This is a genomic window from Pseudomonas silensiensis (assembly GCF_050434865.1).
Lineage (GTDB): Bacteria > Pseudomonadota > Gammaproteobacteria > Pseudomonadales > Pseudomonadaceae > Aquipseudomonas > Aquipseudomonas fluorescens_W.
Genome location: NZ_JBNDJH010000015.1, coordinates 55,872 through 77,466, shown reverse-complemented (window position 1 = coordinate 77,466; position 21,595 = coordinate 55,872). Strand labels below are relative to the sequence as shown.

Sequence of the window (21,595 nt, the reverse complement as noted above, 5' to 3'; positions counted from 1 at the left end):
GTTGAATCAGGGAAAGCGGCAACTGACCTCGGGCTTGTCGTAGCCGAGGCTGTCCATCTCGTTGGAGGGGTGCAGGAAGCCGTCTTGCGGCGACGTGCTGACCAGCGCCCGGGGCTGCACGATGGGAATGGGTTGGCGCAACTGACCGTTCCACGGCCGATAACTGAGCTTGCGCCCCTTGAAACCGTCCAGCGGCAATTGATCGCTGATCTCAAGCGTACGGATCGCCATCGCATCGACCTGACGCAACTTGCTCACCGCACTGGCGATGCTGCGCACGGCGATCCAGGCCGCAAAATCGCGGTCATTCATCCAACGCCCGGTCAGGGCTTCGAAGCGTTTCTGCAACTGGGCGGCGCCGTAGGTTTCCACGGTTTTGTGCCAACCCACCGGGGTCAGGCCCTGAGTGCCGGCGACCGGCCGTGGGTACCAGGTCTGGTAGGGCACGTATTCGCCGAAATCACCGCGTTCATCCGCCACCAGCACCACGTCGTACTCGGCGGTCTGGGTGAACAGCGGCATGTCGGCCTGGGCGCTGCGGCGCTGATCGTTGTCGAAACTCCAGGCTTTTTCCGCGACCAGTTTCAGGCCGAAGCGTTTGGCGGCGCGGCGCAGGGCGGCGGCATAGGCTTGATCGTCCGGGGTCGGGCCGACGATCAGCAGCGCCCGTTGCCATTTGCGCACCACCAGAAATTGCGCCAGCGCATCGGCGAGCATCGCCCGACTCGGCAGGCTGTGCAGCACGTTCGGCAGGCAGTCGGTGGTGCGCAGGCTGTCGTCGGGGCTGCCGGCGTTGAACAGTAAGCTGTCGGGCAGCACGGCGCTGAGCCGGCGCAGGCTGGCGGCCGGTGCGTTGACGACAAACAGGCGCAGACCTTGTTCATGTTGAGCCTTGGCCGCTTCGACCAAGGCATCGGGATTGTCGACGGTGGCGCTGACCAGGCTGTAGCTCTGGTTGAGGAAACGCCCTGTGCTGTTGCTGTCAGTGATCGCCAGTTCGGCGCCACGCAACCCGGCATCGACCGGCTCGGGAATGACGTTCGACAGCAACGGTCCCGGGTCGGGGCGATAGCCCAGGTAGCCGATCTGCACCTGCAACGGCGCGTCCGCGGCCTGGCTCTGGGTCGGCAGCCCGGCGGCGCAGACAATCGCCAACAGGTAGATCAGGGCGTAAGGGGCAAGCTGGCGCATAAGGCACTCCATTACAGGTAGCGCCAGCATAGGAATGCTGTGAGGCAGAAGGAAATATGCAGAAAGTACCAGTGAGCCAGTACCAAGGTAGTAAAGGCGTCGGAAGCGTACTCGGATGCACGCCACACGCCCTACTACCAAGGGACTAGACCGCGCCCACCAAAGCAGCATGGGGCTTGTGCGAAGCCCTTCCTAAGATGGGTGCCATAGCCTCTTCAAAGAGGTTTTGCGTGCAATCAAGAGGGCATAACAATGAAAACAAAACGCAACGCCTTACTCGTTGCCGGACTGCTGGCCGGTTTTATCAGCGCAGGTTCCGTCTGGGCCCACGGCAATGTGGTTCCCCAGGCTGTCGCCACCCCGGGCCTGACTCCGATCAAGGACGCTGGCGTACCGGTGGATGCCGATGGTTGGGCATCGGTGAACCCTTACCGCACCTCCCCGGAACACGATAAGGCCCTGGAAATCGGCTCTTCGGCGTACAACCAGAACTGTGCGGCCTGTCATGGCCTGGAAGCCAAATCCGGCGGCATCGCCCCTGATTTGCGCATGCTCGATGTCGCTGATGCCGGTGATGAGTGGTTCGTCGAACGCGTGCGCCATGGCGCCGTGCGTGACGGCCGGGTCTACATGCCGAAGATGGCCGACTACCTGAGCCAGGAAGCCTTGTGGGCGGTACGCACTTATCTGGACAGCGTTCACGTCGAGGAGTAACCCATGCGCCTGCTCGCTGTGTTGATCAGTGCTGTGTTGCTGTGCTGCCAGGCAGTGCAGGCGCAGGTTCGTACCTATGACGAAATGATCGCCGCCGGGGAGCTGAAAATAGCGGTCTACAAGGACTTCGCCCCCTACAGTTTCGAGGACGCCGGCCAGGCCCGTGGCGTTGATGTCGAGCTCGCCGAAGCGCTGGCCAAGGCCCTCGGCGTACGCCTGACGTTGATTTGGGCGCCGGCCGGCGAGAAGCTCGATGACGATCTGCGCGATTACATCTGGCGTGCCAGTCAGTTGCATGATCTGCAACTGGCCGACCTGATGATGCGCGTGCCGTATGACCGCGATTACGCGCAAAAACGCAATGAACTGGGCGAGCTGGAAAACGGCCATGTGGTGATGTTCGGGCCGTACCAGAACGAACAATGGCAGGTCGCCTATGACCGTCGCCGGCTGGACAAGGTGGGCAGCGTGGCCGTGTTCGAGCACCACCCGATCGGCGTCGAAGTCGACAGCGTGCCGTCGTTCTACCTGACCTCGGTGTTCAACGGCATGCTTGCCGGCAAAACCCACCACTACCCCGGCGTGCCCCAGGCTTTCGCGGCCATGAAGGCCGGTGAAGTCGACGCGGTCATGGCCATGCGCGGCGAGATCGACTGGCAAGTGCATGAAGCGGCGGACCCGCAAGTGGCGCTGGCGGAAAACGCCTACCCGAACATGGGCAAGCAACTTTGGGAGATCGGCATGGCGGTGCACGAAAGCAACCGGCAACTGGCCTATGCCGTGGAAGAGGCATTGGAAGCCTTGATCCGCGAGGGCGCGGTCAAAACCATTTATGGCCATTACGGCCTGCGCTATGACGTGCCCGAGATGTATCAATAGTGAACTGGCGAGCGAGTTGCCTGTTGGCCTGTTGGTTACCCATCGCCGCGCACGCGGTAGACATCGAGCCGGGCAAAGACCCGGTGCCCTCGGTGATGTGGGCCTTCTATCACAAGCAAATGCTCGGCGATGCGCCGTTCGTGTTCGACGAGCGGGTCAAGCTGCTGGCGCCACCGTTCGCCGAAGATGCCCGGCAGGTGCCATTGGAAATCGATGCGCGAGCGTTCAAGGGCGAGGTGGTGAAAATCCTCGCCTGGGCCGAGCTCAACCCTTTGCCGAAAATTGTCGATTTCCAGCCGCTGGACCGCGTGCTGCCCTGGCTGTCGATCCGCATCCGTATCGAACAGGCCACGCCGTTGCGTGCGGCGGTACTGACTCGCGATGGGGTTTGGCATGTCGGCTCGACGCTGATCGATGCGGCGGGCGGCGGTTGCACGGCGCCGAGTGTGGTGCGCACTCAGCCGGGATGGGAAGAGCACATCGGCGAAGTGCTGGGCGGTCGTTATCCCCGGGGCGAATTCAGCCGTGTGCGCTTGCAGGTGGCGCACCCGATGGACAACGGCATGGTCAGCGGCATCCCGGAATTCTTCATCAACCATGCCGAACTGCGGGATCAGAACGATCAACTGCTGGCCCGTCTGGAGCTGTTTCCCGCTGTCAGTGAAAACCCCAACCTGGCCTTTGATATCGAAGGGGCAGGGCAGACGCGCCTGATGCTGCGCGACAACAGCGGCAATCAATTCGATGCGGCCATACCCTGACCCAAAGGAGCGCGTCATGCGCTGGATGCTGCTGTTGTTCATGAGCCTGAGCCTGCCGGCCCTGGCCGATCTCGAGTACTCACTCAAGCCTCGGCAGATCGCCGAAGACACCTGGCTGCTGGAAGGCAGCACCGACAATTTCGCCAAGGCCAACGGCGGCAACATTGTCAACACTGCGTTCATCGTCACCGAGCGCGGCGTGGTGGTGATCGACACCGGGCCGTCGAAACGCTACGGCGAAGCGATGCGCAAGGCGATTGCCTCGATCACCGACAAACCGGTGATCGAGGTGTTGTTGACCCATCATCATCCTGATCATGTGCTCGGCAACCAGGCCTTCAGTGACGTGCCGATCGGCGCATTGGCCGGCACCACCGAGCTGTTGCATCAGCAGGGCGATGCCATGGCCGAGAACATGTACCGCCTGGTGGGCGACTGGATGCGCGGCACCGAAGTGGTGTTGCCAACCGAGGCGCTGACGCCTGGCGTGCGAAGTTTTGGGGATCACGACCTGCGTCTGCTGGGCCTGGGTGGGCACACGGGCGCGGATCTGGCTATTCTCGACCAGAAAACCGGTGTGTTGTTTGCCGGGGATCTGGTGTTTTACCAACGGGCGCTGACCACGCCCAACAGTCCGGGGCTGTCGGTGTGGCTGGCGGACATCGCCACCCTTCAAGGCCTGCCGTGGACGCTGATCGTCCCCGGTCACGGCCCCGTGGCCAGCGATCAACTGCCGTTCGAGCAAATGCGTGACTACCTTAGCTGGCTCGATCAGCTCATGCGCGACGGCGCCGCCAATGGCAGCGACATGGCCGAGATGATCCGCAGCCCCATTCCCGAGCGTTTCGCCGGGATCAGCCTGAGCCGCTACGAGCTGATCCGCAGCGTCAGCCATCTGTATCCGCGTTACGAACGCGGCCAAATGACCCGAGTCGATTCCGCCGCGAACCAGTGACCTAGCGGCGACACAACCCCCTGTAGCAGCTGGCGAAGCCTGCGTTCGGCTGCGCAGCAGTCGTAAATCCGGTTTGCACGGTTTTCCTGATGCACCGCGAGCGCTGATTTTACGACTGCTACGCAGCCGAACGCAGGCTCCGCCAGCTGCTACAGGTCGAGGTGAGTCCTAACTCGTTGGCATCATCCGACCCGGTACTAAGGAACTAGCAAACTCAGCACTGCGGGCAATTGTTCCAAGGGCGGCGGCGCCCAAGAATCTGCACCAGACCGGGAAAATTTCCCGGGTATAACAAAAACTGCAGAGGTAGCCGTCATGACCCAACCCGCACGTCGCCAACCCTTCGTCTTGAGTGTGCTGCTCAGTGCCATGCTGTTGTCTGGCTCGGCATTGGCCGGCGTCACTGATAAAGACATCCTCCAGGACCCCAAGAACCCGGAGCAGGTCGTCACCAACGGTCTGGGCGTCCAGGGTCAACGCTACAGCCCGCTGGACACGCTCAACGTCAACAACGTGAAGGATTTGCGGCCGGTCTGGGCGTTCTCCTTCGGCGGTGAAAAACAACGCGGTCAGCAAGCACAGCCGATGATCAAGGACGGCGTGATGTACATGACCGGTTCTTACTCGCGGGTGTTTGCGGTGGACGCGCGCACCGGCAAGAAACTCTGGCAATACGATGCACGCCTGCCCGATGACATTCGCCCTTGCTGCGACGTGATCAACCGTGGTGTCGCGCTGTACGGCGACCTGGTGATCTTCGGCACCCTCGACGCCAAGCTCGTGGCCCTGAACAAGGACACCGGCAAGGTCGTCTGGAGCAAGAAAGTCGCCGACCACAAGGAAGGCTATTCCATCAGCGCCGCGCCGTTGGTGATCAACGGCAAACTGATCACCGGTGTCGCCGGTGGCGAGTTCGGGGTGGTTGGCAAAATCGAAGCCTACGACCCGAAAAACGGCGACCTGCTGTGGACCCGTCCAACCGTCGAAGGCCACATGGGTTACACCTACAAGGACGGCAAAGCGATAGAGAACGGTATCTCCGGCGGTGAAGCCGGCAAGACCTGGCCCGGCGATCTCTGGAAAACCGGCGGCGCCGCCCCTTGGCTAGGCGGTTACTACGACCCTGAAACCAATCTGCTGCTGTTCGGTACCGGCAACCCGGCACCGTGGAACTCGCACCTGCGTCCTGGCGACAACCTCTATTCGTCGTCGCGTCTGGCGCTCAATCCGGATGACGGCACCATCAAATGGCACTTCCAGAGCACGCCTCACGATGGCTGGGACTATGACGGCGTAAACGAGCTGGTCTCGTTCAACTACACCGAAGGCGGCAAAGAGATCAAAGCCGCCGCGACCGCGGACCGTAACGGCTTTTTCTACGTGCTGGACCGCACCAACGGCAAATTCATTCGCGGCTTCCCGTTCGTGGACAAAATCACCTGGGCCACCGGCCTGGATAAAGACGGCCGGCCGATCTACAACGAAGCCAGCCGCCCAGGCGCGCCCGGCACTGAAGCCAAAGGCAGTTCGGTATTTGTAGCCCCGGCGTTCCTTGGCGCGAAAAACTGGATGCCGATGGCCTACAACAGGGACACCGGACTGTTCTACGTGCCGTCCAACGAGTGGGGCATGGACATCTGGAACGAAGGCATCGCCTACAAGAAAGGCGCGGCGTTCCTCGGTGCCGGTTTCACCATCAAGCCATTGAATGAAGACTACATCGGCGTGTTGCGTGCCATCGACCCGAAAACCGGCAAGGAAGTCTGGCGCCACAAGAACTTCGCGCCGTTGTGGGGCGGAGTGCTGACCACCAAGGGCAACCTGGTGTTCACCGGTACGCCAGAAGGTTTCCTGCAGGCGTTCAATGCCAAGACCGGCGAGAAAGTCTGGGAATTCCAGACCGGCTCCGGCGTACTCGGCTCGCCCATCACTTGGGAAATGGACGGCGAACAGTACGTCTCGGTTCTCTCCGGTTGGGGTGGCGCCGTACCGCTGTGGGGCGGCGAAGTGGCCAAGCGCATCAAGGATTTCAACCAGGGCGGCATGCTCTGGACCTTCAAGCTGCCGAAAGACCTTGTAGTGGCCAAACACTAACCCTGAGCTCACCGCTTAACCCCTGTAGGAGTGAGCCTGCTCGCGATAGCGGACTTCCAGTCAAAAGTGATGCTGACTGACACTCCGTCATCGCGAGCAGGCTCACTCCTACAGTGAGATTCGCCACAGATAGATTCGCGCAAACCTACTACCAAATAACGAGAGTCCTCCTGCCAACGGCGCATTCGTCTGACGCGCAGGGCTCTCTACTATCGGTTCATCGCCTGTTTGCCCGACAGGCATCGACCCAGACAGAGGCCCACCATGATCTACGCACAACCTGGTACACCTGGCGCCGTCGTTACGTTCAAACCGCGCTACGGCAATTTCATCGGCGGCGAGTTCGTCGCTCCGGTCAATGGTGAGTACTTCACCAACGCTTCGCCGGTCACCGGTGAAGTGATCGCCGAATTCCCCCGCTCCAGCGCCGCCGACATCGAAAAAGCCCTCGACGCAGCGCATGCCGCGGCTGATGCCTGGGGCAAGACCTCGGCGCAGGACCGCTCCCTGGTGCTGCTGAAAATCGCCGACCGCATCGAGCAGAACCTGGAAATCCTCGCTGTCACCGAAACCTGGGACAACGGCAAAGCCGTGCGCGAAACCCTCAACGCTGACGTGCCGCTGGCCGCTGACCATTTCCGTTACTTCGCCGGGTGCATCCGCGCTCAAGAGGGCGGTGCCGCCGAGATCAATGAGCTGACCACGGCTTATCACTTCCACGAGCCATTGGGCGTGGTCGGTCAGATCATCCCGTGGAACTTCCCGCTGCTGATGGCCGCCTGGAAACTCGCGCCGGCCCTGGCCGCCGGTAACTGCGTGGTGCTCAAACCCGCCGAGCAGACGCCGCTGTCGATCATGGTCTTCGCTGAACTGATCGCCGATTTGCTGCCACCCGGCGTGCTGAACATCGTTCAGGGTTTCGGTCGCGAAGCCGGTGAGGCGCTGGCCACCAGCAAGCGCATCGCCAAGATTGCCTTCACCGGTTCCACCCCGATTGGCGCGCACATCATGAAATGCGCGGCCGAGAACATTATTCCGAGCACGGTCGAACTGGGCGGCAAGTCGCCGAACATCTTCTTCGAAGACATCATGCAAGCCGAGCCGCAGTTCATCGAGAAGGCCGCCGAAGGTCTGGTGCTGGCGTTCTTCAACCAGGGCGAAGTCTGCACCTGTCCATCGCGAGCGCTGGTGCAGGAGTCGATCTACGACGACTTCATGAAAGTGGTGATGAAGAAGATCGTCAAGATCAAGCGCGGCAACCCGCTGGACACCGAAACCATGGTCGGCGCCCAGGCGTCCGAGCAGCAATACGACAAGATCCTCTCGTACCTGAAAATCGCCCAGGAAGAGGGCGCCGAGCTGCTCACCGGCGGCGCAGCCGAGCGTCTTGAAGGCGACTTGTCGACGGGTTATTACATCCAGCCGACCCTGCTCAAGGGCCACAACAAAATGCGCGTGTTCCAGGAAGAAATCTTCGGCCCGGTGGTGGGTATCACCACCTTCAAGGACGAAGCCGAAGCCCTGGCCATTGCCAACGACAGCGAGTTCGGCCTCGGCGCCGGCCTGTGGACCCGCGACATCAACCGCGCCTACCGCATGGGCCGGGCGATCAAGGCCGGGCGTGTCTGGACCAACTGTTACCACCTGTACCCGGCCCACGCCGCGTTCGGTGGCTACAAGAAGTCCGGTGTCGGCCGTGAAAACCACAAGATGATGCTCGACCATTATCAGCAGACCAAAAACCTGCTGGTGAGCTACGACATCAATCCGATGGGGTTCTTCTGATTCGACACGAGACCGTGTAACGACCTTCGCGGGCAAGCCTCGCTCCTACAGGTTTATGTGATCTGTAGGAGCGAGGCTTGCCCGCGAATGGCCGTGTCTGACACTCCGCGACACCCCCTACCAATGCACGCCGCCACCTCGTTCGAAAGTAGCATTCGGGTGCCTGGCGCCCCGTGCATTAATGGCTTTACCGGAATCGTCCGGCATAAGAAGAGGATTGACCCATGTGGACTAAACCCGCGTTTACCGATCTGCGCATTGGCTTCGAAGTGACGATGTATTTCGCCAACCGCTGATTGTTCACCCGGCCAGCCGTCATGTTGGCCGGGCCTGCCTTCTGGAGCATTGCCCATGCACATTCGCGTTCTCGGTTCCGCCGCTGGCGGTGGTTTTCCGCAATGGAATTGCAACTGCCGCCAGTGCGCCGCGATGCGCAATGGCAGCCTGCGGGCCCAACGGCGCACCCAGTCCTCGATTGCCCTGAGCGACAACGGTGTGGATTGGGTGCTGTGCAATGCTTCACCGGACATTCGCGCGCAACTCGAGAGTTTCGCGCCGCTGCAACCGGCACGTCGAGTGCGTGATACTGCAATCGCTGGTGTCGTCCTGCTGGACAGCCAGATCGACCACTGCACCGGCCTGTTGAGCCTTCGCGAAGGTTGCCCGCATCAGGTCTGGTGCACCGAACGGGTCCATGAAGACCTGAGCAGCGGCTTCCCGTTGTTCACCATGCTCAAGCATTGGAACGGCGGGTTGCAGTGGCAACCGGTCGGGCTCGACCGCGAGCCCTTCAGCATCCCGGCGTGCGCGCACCTGCGAATTCGTGCGATCCCCTTGGTCAGCAACGCACCGCCGTACTCGCCCAATCGCGGCAATCCGCAGCCGGGCGACACCATTGGCTTGTTTATCGAAGACCGGCGCAGCGGCGCTTCGCTGTTCTACGCGCCGGGCCTGGGACAGGTCGACGACGAGGTTCTGAGCTGGATGCAACGTGCCGATTGCCTGTTGCTGGACGGCACCTTGTGGCGCGACGACGAGATGCGCGTCTGCGAAGTCGGCCAGAACCTGGGCAGTGAAATGGGGCACCTGTCGCAAAGCGGCCCTGGCGGCATGCTCGACATCCTTGAAGGCTTCACCCGCCAGCGCAAGGTGCTGATCCACATCAACAACACCAACCCGATCCTCGATGAAGACTCGGCCGAGCGGGCGCTGCTGGATCGGCGCGGGATCGAAGTGGCCTATGACGGCATGAGTATTGAGCTGTAGCGGAGGGCCCCTTCGTCGGAACGCCGCCCGGAGCAAGCCCGCTCCCACAGTCGATCGCATTCCCCTGTAGGAGCGAGCCTGCTCGCGATGAGGCCAGACCAGACACCGCAGATTCCCCGGAGAACCGCAATGACTGACACACCCATGTCCCCAGCCGAATTCGAAGCAGCCCTGCGCGCCAAAGGCGCGTATTACCACATCCACCATCCATTCCACCAAGCCATGTACGCCGGCCGATCAACCCGCAAGCAGATTCAAGGCTGGGTCGCCAATCGCTTCTATTACCAGGTGAACATCCCCCTGAAGGACGCGGCGATTCTCGCCAACTGCCCGGACCGCGACGTACGCCGGGAATGGTTGCAACGGATACTCGATCACGACGGTGCCCCCGGCAGCGATGGCGGGATCGAAGCCTGGCTGCGGCTGGGCGAAGCGGTGGGGCTGGATCGCGAGCAAATCCTTTCGCAGGAATTGGTGCTGCCCGGTGTCCGTTTCGCCGTGGACGCCTACGTCAATTTCGCCCGTCGCGCCTGTTGGCAGGAAGCTGCCAGCAGTTCGCTGACCGAGTTGTTTGCGCCACAGATCCACCAATCCCGGCTCGATGCCTGGCCGACCCATTACCCGTGGATCGACGTCGGCGGTTACGACTATTTCCGTACTCGCCTGAGTCAGGCACGACGGGATGTCGAGCACGGCTTGCGCATCACCCTGGCGCACTACGTCACGGTCGAGGGCCAGCAGCGCATGCTGGAAATCCTGCAATTCAAGCTCGACGTGCTGTGGAGCATGCTCGACGCCATGAGCATGGCCTACGAGCTGGAGCGCCCGCCGTATCACAGCGTCACCACGGAGCAGGTCTGGCATCGGGGGATTGCCCTGTGAGCCTGATCAACCGCGAGCAATCACCGTCGCTGCGCCAGGGTTTTCGCCTGCAATGGGAACCCCGTCAGGACTGTCACGTGCTGCTGTACCCCGAAGGCATGATCAAACTCAACACCAGTGCCGGGCAGATCCTCGGTCTGGTGGACGGCCAGCGCAGTGTCGCGGCGATCATTGATCGACTGTCTGAGAGTTTCCCCGGCGTACCGGGGATCGATGAAGATGTGCTGGCGTTTCTGGAGGTGGCCCATGCTCAATTCTGGATCGAATGACTCGCGTCCGGGGCCGCCGCTGTGGCTGTTGGCGGAGTTGACCTATCGTTGCCCGCTGCAATGCCCGTATTGCTCCAATCCCCTGGACTTTGCCCAATCAGGCGAAGAGTTGAGCACCGAAGAATGGATCCGGGTGTTCCGCGAGGCCCGTGAGATGGGCGCCGCGCAACTGGGCTTTTCCGGCGGTGAGCCGTTGGTTCGCCAGGACCTGGCCGAACTGATCAAGGCTGCCCGGGACATGGGTTACTACACCAACCTGATCACCTCGGGCATCGGCCTGACCGAGCAGAAAGTGCGCGATTTCAAGGTCGCGGGGCTGGACCATATCCAGATCAGCTTCCAGGCCGCCGACGAAGCGGTGAACAACATGCTCGCCGGTTCGCGCAAGGCCTTCGCCCAGAAACTCGCGATGGCCCGGGCGGTAAAGGCCCAGGGCTACCCGATGGTGCTGAACTTCGTCACCCATCGGCACAACATCGACCAGATCGCGCAGATCATCGACTTGTGCCTGGAACTGGAAGCGGATTTCGTCGAATTGGCGACGTGCCAGTTTTACGGCTGGGCCGAGCTCAACCGGGTTGGCCTGTTGCCCACGCGCGAACAATTGCAGCGTGCCGAGCGCATCACCAACGAATACCGCGAGCGTCTTGAAGCGCAGGGTCACCCGTGCAAGCTGATCTTCGTCACCCCGGATTACTACGAAGAACGCCCCAAGACCTGCATGAACGGCTGGGCCAATCTGTTTCTCGACATCACCCCCGACGGCACGGCATTGCCTTGCCACAGCGCCCGCCAGTTGCCGGTGCAGTTTCCCAACGTGCGCGAGCACAGCATCGAGCACATCTGGACTGATTCTTTCGGTTTCAATCGCTTTCGTGGCGATGACTGGATGAAGGAGCCGTGCCGCTCCTGCGATGAAAAGCACAAGGACCTGGGCGGCTGCCGCTGCCAGGCATTCATGCTGACCGGCGATGCCGCCAACGCGGACCCGGTGTGCAGCAAATCCCCGCACCACGGTGTGATACTCAAGGCCCGCGAGGAAGCCGACGCACCGGGGCTGGGCATGGAACACCTGACGTTGCGTAACGAGAAAGCTTCGCGACTGATCTATCGCGGGTGAGCCCGGGGCTACCCATTGGTCTGATTGCATTCACCGCCGGATGCTTTAGTGTGGACATTACCTTCCAAAACAATAAAAACAGGCTTTCCAATGAGCCAGAGTCTCAGCCAGCTGCGTAAATTCGTTTCGCCTGAAATCATCTTTGGTGCCGGCTGCCGGCACAACGTCGGCAATTGCGCCAAAACCTTTGGTGCGCGCAAGGTGCTGTTGGTCAGCGATCCCGGGGTGATTGCCGCCGGTTGGGTCGCCGATGTCGAGGCCAGCCTGCAAGCCCAGGGCATCGAGTACGTCCTGTACAGTGCGGTCTCGCCCAACCCGCGGGTCGAAGAAGTGATGCTCGGCGCCGACCTGTACCGGGAAAATCATTGCGATGTGATCGTGGCCGTCGGTGGCGGCAGCCCGATGGATTGCGGCAAAGGCATCGGCATTGTCGTCGCCCACGGGCGCAGCATCCTCGAATTCGAAGGCGTGGACACCATCCGTGTCCCCAGCCCGCCGCTGATCCTGATTCCGACCACCGCCGGGACTTCAGCCGATGTCTCGCAATTCGTGATCATCTCCAACCAGCAAGAACGCATGAAGTTCTCCATCGTCAGTAAGGCGGTGGTGCCGGACGTGTCGCTGATCGACCCGGAAACCACCCTGAGCATGGACCCGTTCCTGTCAGCCTGTACCGGCATCGATGCGTTGGTGCATGCCATCGAAGCGTTTGTTTCCACCGGTCACGGGCCGTTGACCGACCCCCATGCGCTGGAGGCGATGCGCCTGATCAACGGCAACCTGGTGCAGATGATCGCCAACCCGAACGACATCGCCCTGCGCGAGAAAATCATGCTCGGCAGCATGCAGGCCGGGCTGGCGTTCTCCAACGCGATCCTCGGCGCGGTGCATGCCATGTCCCACAGCCTCGGCGGCTTTCTCGACTTGCCTCATGGGCTGTGCAACGCGGTGCTGGTGGAGCACGTGGTGGCGTTCAACTACAGCTCCGCACCGGAGCGTTTCAAGGTGATCGCCGAGACTTTTGGCATCGATTGCCGTGGCTTGAATCACCGGCAGATTTGCGGGCGTCTGGTCGAACACCTGATCGCCCTGAAACACGCCATCGGCTTCCACGAAACCCTCGGACTGCACGGGGTCAGCACGGCGGACATTCCGTTCCTGTCGCAACACGCCATGCACGACCCGTGCATCCTGACCAACCCGCGCGAGTCCAGTCAGCGTGATGTCGAGGTCGTCTATGGCGAAGCCCTCTGACGAGCAGCAACGGGCGCTGGCGGGGTTACTGGGATTAGGCAGCCACTCGGCGCGCAAGAGTCATTACCCGGAACTGGCCGCGCGCCTCGACGAGCTGGAAGCCGAGCGCAATCGCTACAAATGGCTGTTCGAAAACGCGGTCCACGGGATCTTCCAGGCCAGTCTCCTGGAAGGCATGCGTGCTGCCAACCCGGCGCTGGCGCGGATGCTCGGCTACGACAACCCTCAAGAGGTGTTGTTCTCGCTGGCGGATCTGGCCAGCAACTTGTTTGTCGGCGGTGCCAAGGAGCTTGCAAACATCGGCGAAATGCTCCGGCACCAGGGCAGCCTGCACGGCTACGAAACCCAATTGCGGCGCAAGGATGGCAGCAGTCTCGACGTGCTGATGAACCTGTTGCTCAAGCCCGATCAGGAAGGGCTGGTGGAGGGGTTTGTCGCCGACATCACCGAACGCAAACTCGCCCAGCAGCGCCTGCAGCAACTCAACGACGAACTGGAGCAGCGCGTCACCGCGCGCACCGACGAGTTGCTTGAGGCCAACCGTAACCTGCAACAGCAGATCACCCAGCGTAAACAGATCGCCCAGGCCTTGCGCGATGCCCGGGACGCCGCCGAGGCCGCCAACCGCAGCAAGGACAAATACCTCGCCGCCGCCAGCCATGACCTGCTGCAACCGCTGAATGCCGCGCGTTTGCTGATCTCCACCTTGCGCGAGCGCAAGCTGCCCGACGTCGAGCAAGTGCTGGTGGAGCGTACGCATCAGGCGCTGGAAGGCGCGGAAGATTTGCTCACCGATTTGCTGGATATTTCCCGGCTCGATCAGGCGGCGGTCAAACCGGACATTGCGCTGTACCGCCTCGATGAATTGCTCGCGCCGCTGGTGTCGGAGTTCCAGTCAGTGGCCCAGGCTGAAGGGTTGAACCTGCGGGTGCACATGGGCGATTACGCCATCAGCACCGACTTGCGCCTGATGACGCGGATTCTGCGCAACTTCCTCAGCAACGCCTGCCGCTACACCGATGAGGGCAGCATCCTGCTGGGTGCCCGACGCCGGGGTGAAATGCTGCGCCTGGAAGTCTGGGACACCGGGCGCGGGATCGCGGCGGATCGACTGGATTCGATTTTCCTCGAGTTCAACCAACTGGATGTCGGACGCGCCGCCGACCGCAAGGGTGTGGGCCTGGGACTGGCGATCGTTGAACGGATCGCCAAGATCCTCGGCTATAAAGTCGGGGTTCATTCGCTGCCGGGACGCGGTTCGATGTTCAGCATCGACGTGCCGATTTCCCATGAGGTTCCGCTGCCGATCAGTCAGGCCGCACCCCTGCCGGGCACCGGAAATCCATTGCCGGGCCGGCGCTTGCTGGTGCTGGACAACGAAGTGAGTATCCTCGAAAGCATGAGCGCGCTGCTCGGGCAATGGGGCTGCGAAGTGGTCACGGCCACCGATGAATTCTCCGCACTGGCCGCCTTGCAGGGGCGACCACCGGAACTGATTCTGGCGGACTACCACCTCGATCACGGGGTGGTGGGCTGTGATGTGGTTCGGCATTTGCGCGAGCATTACCACCGGGCGATTCCGGCGGTCATCATCACCGCAGACCGCACGGATCAATGTCGGCGCTCATTGCAGAAACTCGACGCACCGCTGCTGAACAAACCGGTGAAACCCGGCAAGTTGCGTGCGGTGCTGAGTCAGTTGCTGGGGTAGCGATAGTGCAGGCTGAAGCCGAGCTCGGCTGACTCGCCTTGCTCCAGCAATCGTAACCCCGGTCGACCGGGCAGGTGATGCGCGTTGACCGGGTGGCTCACCGGTTCGATACAGAAAAAATCCAGGCCCACCGGGCAGTAGAGCAGGTAGTAATCGCTGCCGGTGGCCTGGCATTCCAGCTCATAGCCCAGCGCTGGCTGGCGGATCAGGCAGCGGCCGTCCCATTCGCAGAAGCCGTTGTCGACCAATGTCTCGGGCAGCGCCTTGATCGACTGGAAATCCCATTCGGCCGGCAACGCACTGAGGTGCGTCGGCAGTTTGGTTACGTCACACAACCAGACTTGCCGGGCTTGCGCCTGCAACTGGGTGCCCGTGGTACGCGGAAAGTAAGGATGAAAACCCAGCCCATGCCAGGCAGGGTTTTCGGCCAGATGGGTGACCTTAAGATCAAGGCTCAGCTTGCCGTTGCGCAGGTGGAATCGTTGCCGGGCGCGATAGGCGAAGGGCGTGGTGCTGTCGAGTTGCAGGATGACTTCATCGCGCGTCTGCGAAACCACCTGCCACGGCTGTTGCCAGGCGCTGCCGTGAATCGGCAGGGGATCGGTGAGGCTGTTGGGTGTCAGTGCCAGCCAGCCATCGGGGCATTCAAAGCCGCCTTCGGCAATGCGGTTCGACCACGGCGCCAAGGGAAAACACCCGAGCTTGCCCGGCCGGCCGGTGTTCAGCGCGTGAGCATCGCTGTGGCGCAACAGCGGCTGCCCCGAGCCACGCACGCTCCAGTTGACGATGCTGCCACCGAGTTGCGGGGCGAGGGTGAGGTGGGTGAATTCGTCTTCAAGGTTCAGCAACATTGGCGTCATTTCAATTGAACTCTGATGTAAGAACACCGCTGAGCCTTGTAGCAGCTGGCGAAGCCTGCGTTCGGCTGCGTAGCAGTCGTCAATCCGGTGAATGCGATTTTCCTGATACACCGCGCCGTATGGTTTTACGACTGCTGCGCAGCCGAACGCAGCCTTTGGCAGCTGCTACATGGGGACCGGGTTCATCCCTGGAACTGCGGTTCCGGCAAGCCTTGCACGCCCGGATTGAGGGCGAACACACCGCCGGCCAGCGACTGTTCGTCATGGTCGTCGCCGGGGCGGATCGAGGTCACGAACAGTGTGTCCAGGCAACTGCCGCCGAAGGCACACATGCTCGGTTTTTTCACCGGTACGGAGAGGGAGCGGTCCAGTCGGCCGTCGGGAGTGAAACGGTGAATCAGCCCGGCGTCATTGGCGCAAATCCAGTAGCAGCCTTCGGCATCGACCGCCGCCCCGTCGGGACGACCAGGGAACTGATGCATGTCGACAAACAGCCGCCGGTTGGACGGCGTGCCGCTGTCGGTGTCGTAATCAAAGGCCCAGATTTGCTGCACTAGAGGATGAGAGTCAGACAGGTACATCGTCCGGCCATCCGGGCTGAAACCCAGGCCGTTGGGCACGATAAACCCGCTGAGTTGCGCCTTGAGTGGCCCGCGTTGACCGGCGCTGTAGCGATACAGCGTGCCGTCGGCAGCGTTGGCGCCCATGTTCAGCACCATGCTGCCGGCCCAGAAACGCCCCTGACGATCGCAGCGACCATCGTTCAGGCGCATATCTGTACGGGCGTGTTCGACCGGAGCCAGAAGGTTGCTGTCGAGGCTGCCATCGTTATGCGGGTGCAGATGAAAGAACCCGCTTTCCATCCCGGCCACCCAACCGCCGTTGCTGTGACGTGCAATGCAGGCGAGCATCTGCGGCGCCGTCCAGGCATGGACATGACCGGTTTCGGCGCTCCAGCGTTGGAGGCCTCCGACAGGAATATCAACCCAATACAGGGCGTTTTCCTCGGGGACCCAGACCGGGCATTCACCGACTGCGTTACGGGCATCGACAATCAATTCGGCTTGCATGGCAACCTCGGGGTTTTATCTGGAGTGAGGAAGGTCAGTCGCCGAACGGGCCAGACGCGACAAACGCGCCACCCTGGTAAACCATCGCCGGGTCATCCGCGGCCGGCATCGGTTGGGCTTCGACTTTTTCGCGGAACACTTCGGAGCTGTCCTGGGGCTTGTAACCCAGGCCGGCCGCGAAACGGTTATCCCACCAGACGTTCTTGTTATCGGACACGCCGTAGACCACGGTATGGCCGACGTTCGGCGCGTACAGCGCGCATTCGAGCAATTGGGTCAGGTCGCCGAAGCTCAACCAAGTGCTCATCATTCGGCGGTTCAATGGTTCCGCGAACGAGGAGCCGATGCGCACGCTGACGGTCTCGATGCCATAGCGATCGAAGTAGAAACTGGCCATGTCTTCGCCGTAGGACTTGGACAAGCCGTAGTAGCTGTCCGGGCGGCGAGGGGAGTGGGCGTCGATGACTTCATCCTGCTTATAGAAGCCGATCACGTGGTTGGAACTGGCGAAAATCACCCGCTTCACACCGTGGCGGCGAGCGGCTTCGTAGATGTGGAACACGCCGCAGATGTTGGCGCCGAGGATGTCTTCGAATGAATGCTCCGTCGACACGCCGCCGAAGTGCAGGATCGCGTCCACGCCTTCGACCAGTTGATGGACAGCTTGCTTGTCTGCCAGGTCGCAGGGCACGACTTCTTCACGGTCATCGGGGGCCGGGGTGATGTCGACGATGTCCGACAGGCGAATCACGTTGGCATAGGGGCGCAGGCTTTCGCGCAAGACTTTGCCAAGGCCACCGGCGGCACCGGTCAGCAACAGACGATTGAAAGGGGCGCGGGCTGTAGAAGTGGTTGTCATGGAAGTCCCTGCACAAGCAGTTATTGTTATTGAGTTCGTTGTAGGTTGTCGTACGACTAGATCGAAGTATCGTTAGCCTTTCTGGTGGTTGTCAACGACACATCAATTGAAATTGACAAAGGGTCTGGCCGCCCCACGATCGATGTAGCAGCTGGCGAAGCCTGCGTTCGGCTGCGGAGCAGTCGTAAAATCAGTCGACGCGGTGAATCAGGATAATCACGTGCGCAGGATTTACGACTGCTTCGCAGTCGAACGCAGGCTTCGCCAGCTGCTACAAAGGGTGAGTTGCGGCACAAATCGGGGATTCAACCTTGTCGTGATACCCGCCTTACAGCAACGAAATCGGGTAGTTGATGATAATGCGGTTTTCGTCGAATTCATTGGTGCTGAAGTCCTTGCGGATAGACGCGTTACGCCATTTGACGTTGAGGTTCTTCAGCACGCCGCTCTGTACGGTGTAAGCCAGTTCTGATTCGCGGCCCCATTCCTTGCCGTCGGTGATGGTGCCTGTGTGCACGTTATCGCCGCTGATGTAGCGGTTCATCATGGTCAGGCCGGGAATGCCGAGCGCTACAAAGTTGTAGTCGTGGCGTAGCTGCCAGGATCTTTCCTTGGCGTTGTCGTAGCTGGAGTTGTAGCTGTCGTTGGCCAAGGTGCCGCCGCTGGTACCGTTGACCCGCATCCAGACATCGTCGCCGGTGAGTTTTTGCAGGCCGACATAGAAGGTGTTGCCACCGTATTTGGCCGAGAGCATGGCGAACGCGGTTTTGTTATCGAGGTCGCCGGCCAGGGCGCTGCCGTCTTCCTTGCCGATGAAGTAGCCAAGGTTGGCGCCGAGGGTCCAGTCGCCGATGGGCTGGCTGTGGCTCAGGTTGAAATACTGCTGCTGATAAATGTCGCTGAGTTGCGCGTACCAGACGCCGACCTGGGTACGCTTCTCATTGAACGCATATTCACCGCCGCCAAAGTTGAAACGGTCCGAGGTGAAGGCAGCCGATTTGCCGTTCATGAACATGTCTTCCATGCTCGCATCGTTGCGCGGGCTGTTGGCGCGGAACTGGCCGCCATAGAGCGTCAGGCCACTGATCTCGGTGGACGTCACCTGACCACCACGGAAGGTTTGCGGCAGCGAGCGGCCGTCGTCGGAGCGCAGGATCGGCAACACCGGCATCCATTCGCCGACCTTCAATTCGGTTTTCGAGACTTTGCCTTTCAGCGCCACACCCAGGCGCCCGAAATTGTCGGCCGGGCGGCCGTCATCATGAATCGGCAGCAACGAGGTACCGCCCGTGCCTTTGCCACCGTCGAGTTTTTCCGAGTACAGGCCCAGCACATCCATGCCGAAACCGACGGGGCCCTGGGTGAATCCGGATTTTGCGTCGAGGATGAAGCTTTGTGTCCACTCTTCAGCCTTGCCCTGCGGGTAGGCCGGGTTCGTGAAGTTGCGGTTGATGTAGAAGTTGCGCAGGTTCAACGTGGCTTTGGCGTCATCGACGAAACCTTCGGCATGACTGGTCATGGGCAGGGCGAGGGCCAGGCTGCTGCAACCGATCAGGCTCAGGGCAGTACGGCGTGCGAAGGTTGGGCGAGGGGTGCAGACGGAGGAATTGCGGACGAGCTTGCTCACAGTGACGCTCCCGTGTTTCTTGTTGTTTTTATTTTTTGTTATACGTCGTCGTACAACGTCGGGGCGGATTATTTGCAAGTGTTACGGGGAATGTCAATCAGAAGTTGTACGATGACTTGGCGCGATTTTATGGAATGTCGAAGAACCCCTGTGGGAGCAAGTCCGCTCCCACAGGGTTCTGTGTTTTAGCCAGTGATCATCGGCGGCATAGTGCCGAGTAAAGAAACGGCAGCCACCGCTCCCATCCCCAGCAACCATTCGAAGATGACGCTGCTTTCCAGAGCAGTCGGACGCTGCTCGCAGTCGTTGATCCGCAGCCGATTGAACAACGCCAGCCCCAGCATCGCGGCGACCAGCACCATCTTGATCAACAGAATCAGCGCAAACCCGGACCACAACGGCGTCGGCCAGAACTGCCCGGTGAGTACGCGAACGTTGACCAAACCGGTCATCACCAACCCCGCCACCAAGACGTAACCAACGCCGCTGAAGCGTTGCAAGGTCGCCTTGATTGAATGCGCTGCCGGCTGCCGCAGAATCATCACCAGCAGCATCAAACCGCCGAGCCAGGCGCCTACGCAGGTCAGGTGAATGATTTGATTAAGGATCAGCAATTGGCCGTTGAGGCCGTCGAGCATGGCGCCGTGGCCGACTGGCGCGAGGGTGGCCAGCAGCAGGCTGGCGAGGCCGATTCGCAGGGGCAGGTTTGAACGCAAGGGCGTCATCAGCAGCGCGACCAACAACGCATTGAGCAGCAAGTGCCAGCGCCAGACCTGGCCGAAAAATGTCTTGCCCAGCACCAGTCGCAGGGTCGACGGATCGAATGCCGCGTCCCACGAACCGGCCATGCTGGCGGTGATCAACAGCAACCAGCTAACGCCAGTGACCAACGCCAGCGCCGCCAGCCAGCGGCTTGTCTTCGTCAGTCGCTGATCCAGATGTCCAGCGTCGCCATTGACCAGCAGCGGCCTGAACACCCACGCCCCGAACAGCATCAGCACAACGGTGAAATGCAGAAAGCGGCACAGCACCATCGCGCTCGTCATGAATTACTGGCCAACCTTGAAGCCATAGGCGCCTTCGCTTTTGTGGGTATCGACCGACACCGCGTGCCATTCGACTTTGTAGGCACCCGCTGCCAACGGTGCGGCCGGGGTGACGATCAGGGTCTTCTTGTCGCTGCCTTCGGTGGCGAGGCTTTTCACCGCCACGTTGCTGCCGTCCTTGCTGATTGTGACCTTGGAAAAGGTCGCTTCAACGCCTTCGGAAAATACCAGGCGCAGTTCTGACGGCGCGCTCACCGTGCTGTCGGCGGCCGGGGTCTGGCTTTTCAGATGGGCGTGGGCAAACACCGATGAAGCGGCGAACAGCGAGCCGAGCAGGGCGACGGTGGTCAGGGTTTTCTTGAGCAGCATCGTGGAATACCTCTGAGGCGGGTTCGAAAAGGCGGTCAGTTTACCTGCGAGACGCTGGGTGTACGAAGTTTCGTTTTCCCTTGTCGCCGCGAGCTAGAGCGGATGCTAGTCTTGATCAACGCTGTAGTCAGGGAGCCCTCATGGGCAATCACAAGATCGAGATTCGTCGCAGTAACGTCGAGAAAATCCTGTTGGGGGCCGAAAAGGTTTTCGCCGAAAAAGGTTTCGGCGGCACCGCCATGGCCGACATCGCCGCCGAAGTGCAACTGCCGCGCTCCAACCTGCATTACTACTTCAGCACCAAGAGTGAGCTGTACAGCGCCGTACTGCTGGGTTTGCTGGAAGTGTGGAAACAGGACGCCCTGTGCTTCGAGATGTTCGACGACCCGCGCGTGGTGCTCAGCAGCTACATCCGCGCGAAGATGAACCACTCCCGCAGCCGGCCTTACGGCTCCAAAGTCTGGGCCAACGAAATCATCCATGGTGCGCCGACCCTGGGTGAGAAACTGGACGTCAGTCTGTACGACTGGGCCAAGATGAAAGAAGCGAAAATTCGCCAGTGGGTGGACGACAAACGCATCCTGCCGGTGGAACCTTCGAGCCTGCTGTACATGATCTGGGCGTCGACCCAGCACTACGCCGACTTTGATCATCAGGTGAATATTCTGAATGACCATCAGCCGTTGTCGGACATGCAGTTCGAGCGGGCGGTGCAGACGGTGACGAGTGTGATCTTGCGGGGGATTGGGTTGGAGCCTTGAAAACCACCCCTCTCCCCAGAGGGGAGAGGGGGAAAGGGAGCCGATCTTCGTTGTATTCAAACCTGAGTTCGACTCGATCTTTCAGGTCGATGTAGCGCTAAGAACACCTCGGTCAGTCCCCT

The 21,595-nt window shown here is 61.0% G+C and carries 21 protein-coding genes; 14 read left to right on the top strand and 7 right to left on the bottom strand.

Annotated features, from left to right (window positions below):
- Window positions 1-6: 6 nt before the first annotated feature.
- On the bottom strand, window positions 7-1,191 hold the full coding sequence (locus QF010_RS21145; protein ID WP_429533871.1) for an ABC transporter substrate-binding protein: 1,185 nt from the start codon (window positions 1,189-1,191) through the stop codon (window positions 7-9).
- Between the two features lie 252 nt (window positions 1,192-1,443).
- Here QF010_RS21145 and pedF point away from each other — a divergent pair, with 252 nt between their 5' ends.
- From pedF to QF010_RS21080, 13 genes are all read left to right on the top strand, one after another.
- Window positions 1,444-1,905, top strand: coding sequence for a cytochrome c-550 PedF (gene pedF / locus QF010_RS21140; protein WP_033054527.1), 462 nt, complete (start codon window positions 1,444-1,446; stop codon window positions 1,903-1,905).
- 3 nt (window positions 1,906-1,908) lie between these two features.
- Window positions 1,909-2,784, top strand: a complete 876-nt coding sequence (locus QF010_RS21135) for a substrate-binding periplasmic protein (RefSeq protein WP_429533870.1) — start codon at window positions 1,909-1,911, stop codon at window positions 2,782-2,784.
- A complete protein-coding gene (locus tag QF010_RS21130; RefSeq protein ID WP_429510180.1) occupies window positions 2,784-3,545 on the top strand; it encodes a quinoprotein dehydrogenase-associated SoxYZ-like carrier in 762 nt (253 codons plus the stop codon). The genes QF010_RS21135 and QF010_RS21130 overlap by 1 nt, the downstream gene beginning before the upstream one ends.
- Window positions 3,546-3,561: 16 nt before the next feature.
- A complete protein-coding gene (locus tag QF010_RS21125; RefSeq protein ID WP_429533869.1) occupies window positions 3,562-4,500 on the top strand; it encodes a quinoprotein relay system zinc metallohydrolase 1 in 939 nt (312 codons plus the stop codon).
- Between the two features lie 315 nt (window positions 4,501-4,815).
- Entirely contained in the window at window positions 4,816-6,594 is a 1,779-nt protein-coding gene (locus tag QF010_RS21120) for a PQQ-dependent methanol/ethanol family dehydrogenase (RefSeq protein WP_033054532.1), read from the top strand.
- 264 nt (window positions 6,595-6,858) lie between these two features.
- Window positions 6,859-8,379, top strand: a complete 1,521-nt coding sequence (gene exaC, locus QF010_RS21115; RefSeq protein WP_046055060.1) for an acetaldehyde dehydrogenase ExaC — start codon at window positions 6,859-6,861, stop codon at window positions 8,377-8,379.
- A 224-nt stretch (window positions 8,380-8,603) separates the two neighbouring features.
- A complete protein-coding gene (gene pqqA, locus QF010_RS21110; RefSeq protein ID WP_003253598.1) occupies window positions 8,604-8,675 on the top strand; it encodes a pyrroloquinoline quinone precursor peptide PqqA in 72 nt (23 codons plus the stop codon).
- 55 nt (window positions 8,676-8,730) lie between these two features.
- Complete coding sequence (gene pqqB, locus QF010_RS21105) at window positions 8,731-9,645, top strand: pyrroloquinoline quinone biosynthesis protein PqqB (RefSeq protein WP_033054535.1); 915 nt, start codon at window positions 8,731-8,733, stop codon at window positions 9,643-9,645.
- A 129-nt stretch (window positions 9,646-9,774) separates the two neighbouring features.
- On the top strand, window positions 9,775-10,527 hold the full coding sequence (gene pqqC, locus QF010_RS21100; RefSeq protein ID WP_429533868.1) for a pyrroloquinoline-quinone synthase PqqC: 753 nt from the start codon (window positions 9,775-9,777) through the stop codon (window positions 10,525-10,527).
- Entirely contained in the window at window positions 10,524-10,796 is a 273-nt protein-coding gene (gene pqqD / locus QF010_RS21095; protein ID WP_033054537.1) for a pyrroloquinoline quinone biosynthesis peptide chaperone PqqD, read from the top strand. The genes pqqC and pqqD overlap by 4 nt, the downstream gene beginning before the upstream one ends.
- Window positions 10,774-11,916: a pyrroloquinoline quinone biosynthesis protein PqqE gene (gene pqqE, locus QF010_RS21090; RefSeq protein WP_429510176.1), complete on the top strand. Its 1,143-nt coding sequence runs from the start codon at window positions 10,774-10,776 to the stop codon at window positions 11,914-11,916. The genes pqqD and pqqE overlap by 23 nt, the downstream gene beginning before the upstream one ends.
- Before the next feature lie 90 nt (window positions 11,917-12,006).
- A complete protein-coding gene (gene ercA, locus QF010_RS21085; protein ID WP_008149766.1) occupies window positions 12,007-13,170 on the top strand; it encodes an alcohol dehydrogenase-like regulatory protein ErcA in 1,164 nt (387 codons plus the stop codon).
- Window positions 13,154-14,881 (top strand): PAS domain-containing hybrid sensor histidine kinase/response regulator, encoded by a 1,728-nt coding sequence (locus tag QF010_RS21080; RefSeq protein WP_429533867.1) that lies wholly within the window; start codon window positions 13,154-13,156, stop codon window positions 14,879-14,881. The genes ercA and QF010_RS21080 overlap by 17 nt, the downstream gene beginning before the upstream one ends.
- Here the strand turns inward: QF010_RS21080 and QF010_RS21075 are convergent.
- The 6 genes from QF010_RS21075 to copC form a co-directional block, all read right to left on the bottom strand.
- Window positions 14,866-15,741, bottom strand: coding sequence for an aldose 1-epimerase (locus tag QF010_RS21075; RefSeq protein WP_429533866.1), 876 nt, complete (start codon window positions 15,739-15,741; stop codon window positions 14,866-14,868). The genes QF010_RS21080 and QF010_RS21075 overlap by 16 nt on opposite strands.
- A 182-nt stretch (window positions 15,742-15,923) precedes the next feature.
- Entirely contained in the window at window positions 15,924-16,811 is an 888-nt protein-coding gene (locus QF010_RS21070) for an SMP-30/gluconolactonase/LRE family protein (protein ID WP_429533865.1), read from the bottom strand.
- Between the two features lie 34 nt (window positions 16,812-16,845).
- Window positions 16,846-17,670: an NAD-dependent epimerase/dehydratase family protein gene (locus tag QF010_RS21065; RefSeq protein ID WP_429533864.1), complete on the bottom strand. Its 825-nt coding sequence runs from the start codon at window positions 17,668-17,670 to the stop codon at window positions 16,846-16,848.
- A gap of 328 nt (window positions 17,671-17,998) precedes the next feature.
- Window positions 17,999-19,297 carry an OprD family porin gene (locus tag QF010_RS21060; protein WP_429533863.1) on the bottom strand — a complete coding sequence of 433 codons (1,299 nt, stop codon included), beginning with the start codon at window positions 19,295-19,297 and terminating at the stop codon, window positions 17,999-18,001.
- 185 nt (window positions 19,298-19,482) lie between these two features.
- Window positions 19,483-20,343, bottom strand: a complete 861-nt coding sequence (copD, locus tag QF010_RS21055) for a copper homeostasis membrane protein CopD (protein ID WP_429533862.1) — start codon at window positions 20,341-20,343, stop codon at window positions 19,483-19,485.
- A gap of 3 nt (window positions 20,344-20,346) precedes the next feature.
- Window positions 20,347-20,712 carry a copper homeostasis periplasmic binding protein CopC gene (gene copC / locus QF010_RS21050; protein ID WP_429533861.1) on the bottom strand — a complete coding sequence of 122 codons (366 nt, stop codon included), beginning with the start codon at window positions 20,710-20,712 and terminating at the stop codon, window positions 20,347-20,349.
- 140 nt (window positions 20,713-20,852) lie between these two features.
- Between copC and QF010_RS21045 the strand changes: the two genes are divergently transcribed.
- Window positions 20,853-21,473 carry a TetR/AcrR family transcriptional regulator gene (locus QF010_RS21045; RefSeq protein ID WP_008149783.1) on the top strand — a complete coding sequence of 207 codons (621 nt, stop codon included), beginning with the start codon at window positions 20,853-20,855 and terminating at the stop codon, window positions 21,471-21,473.
- Window positions 21,474-21,595 lie beyond the last annotated feature (122 nt).

Bases quoted from the DNA above. Each gene is read 5' to 3' on its own strand.
- pqqE (WP_429510176.1), top strand. From the start codon at position 10,774: ATGCTCAATTCTGGATCGAATGACTCGCGTCCGGGGCCGCCGCTGTGG.
- ercA (WP_008149766.1), top strand. From the start codon at position 12,007: ATGAGCCAGAGTCTCAGCCAGCTGCGTAAATTCGTTTCGCCTGAAATC.
- QF010_RS21080 (WP_429533867.1), top strand. From the start codon at position 13,154: ATGGCGAAGCCCTCTGACGAGCAGCAACGGGCGCTGGCGGGGTTACTG.
- exaC (WP_046055060.1), top strand. From the start codon at position 6,859: ATGATCTACGCACAACCTGGTACACCTGGCGCCGTCGTTACGTTCAAA.
- copD (WP_429533862.1), bottom strand. From the start codon at position 20,343: ATGACGAGCGCGATGGTGCTGTGCCGCTTTCTGCATTTCACCGTTGTG.
- QF010_RS21120 (WP_033054532.1), top strand. From the start codon at position 4,816: ATGACCCAACCCGCACGTCGCCAACCCTTCGTCTTGAGTGTGCTGCTC.
- QF010_RS21135 (WP_429533870.1), top strand. From the start codon at position 1,909: ATGCGCCTGCTCGCTGTGTTGATCAGTGCTGTGTTGCTGTGCTGCCAG.
- QF010_RS21125 (WP_429533869.1), top strand. From the start codon at position 3,562: ATGCGCTGGATGCTGCTGTTGTTCATGAGCCTGAGCCTGCCGGCCCTG.
- pqqB (WP_033054535.1), top strand. From the start codon at position 8,731: ATGCACATTCGCGTTCTCGGTTCCGCCGCTGGCGGTGGTTTTCCGCAA.
- QF010_RS21045 (WP_008149783.1), top strand. From the start codon at position 20,853: ATGGGCAATCACAAGATCGAGATTCGTCGCAGTAACGTCGAGAAAATC.
- QF010_RS21065 (WP_429533864.1), bottom strand. From the start codon at position 17,670: ATGACAACCACTTCTACAGCCCGCGCCCCTTTCAATCGTCTGTTGCTG.
- QF010_RS21075 (WP_429533866.1), bottom strand. From the start codon at position 15,741: ATGACGCCAATGTTGCTGAACCTTGAAGACGAATTCACCCACCTCACC.
- copC (WP_429533861.1), bottom strand. From the start codon at position 20,712: ATGCTGCTCAAGAAAACCCTGACCACCGTCGCCCTGCTCGGCTCGCTG.
- pqqC (WP_429533868.1), top strand. From the start codon at position 9,775: ATGACTGACACACCCATGTCCCCAGCCGAATTCGAAGCAGCCCTGCGC.
- QF010_RS21145 (WP_429533871.1), bottom strand. From the start codon at position 1,191: ATGCGCCAGCTTGCCCCTTACGCCCTGATCTACCTGTTGGCGATTGTC.
- QF010_RS21070 (WP_429533865.1), bottom strand. From the start codon at position 16,811: ATGCAAGCCGAATTGATTGTCGATGCCCGTAACGCAGTCGGTGAATGC.
- pedF (WP_033054527.1), top strand. From the start codon at position 1,444: ATGAAAACAAAACGCAACGCCTTACTCGTTGCCGGACTGCTGGCCGGT.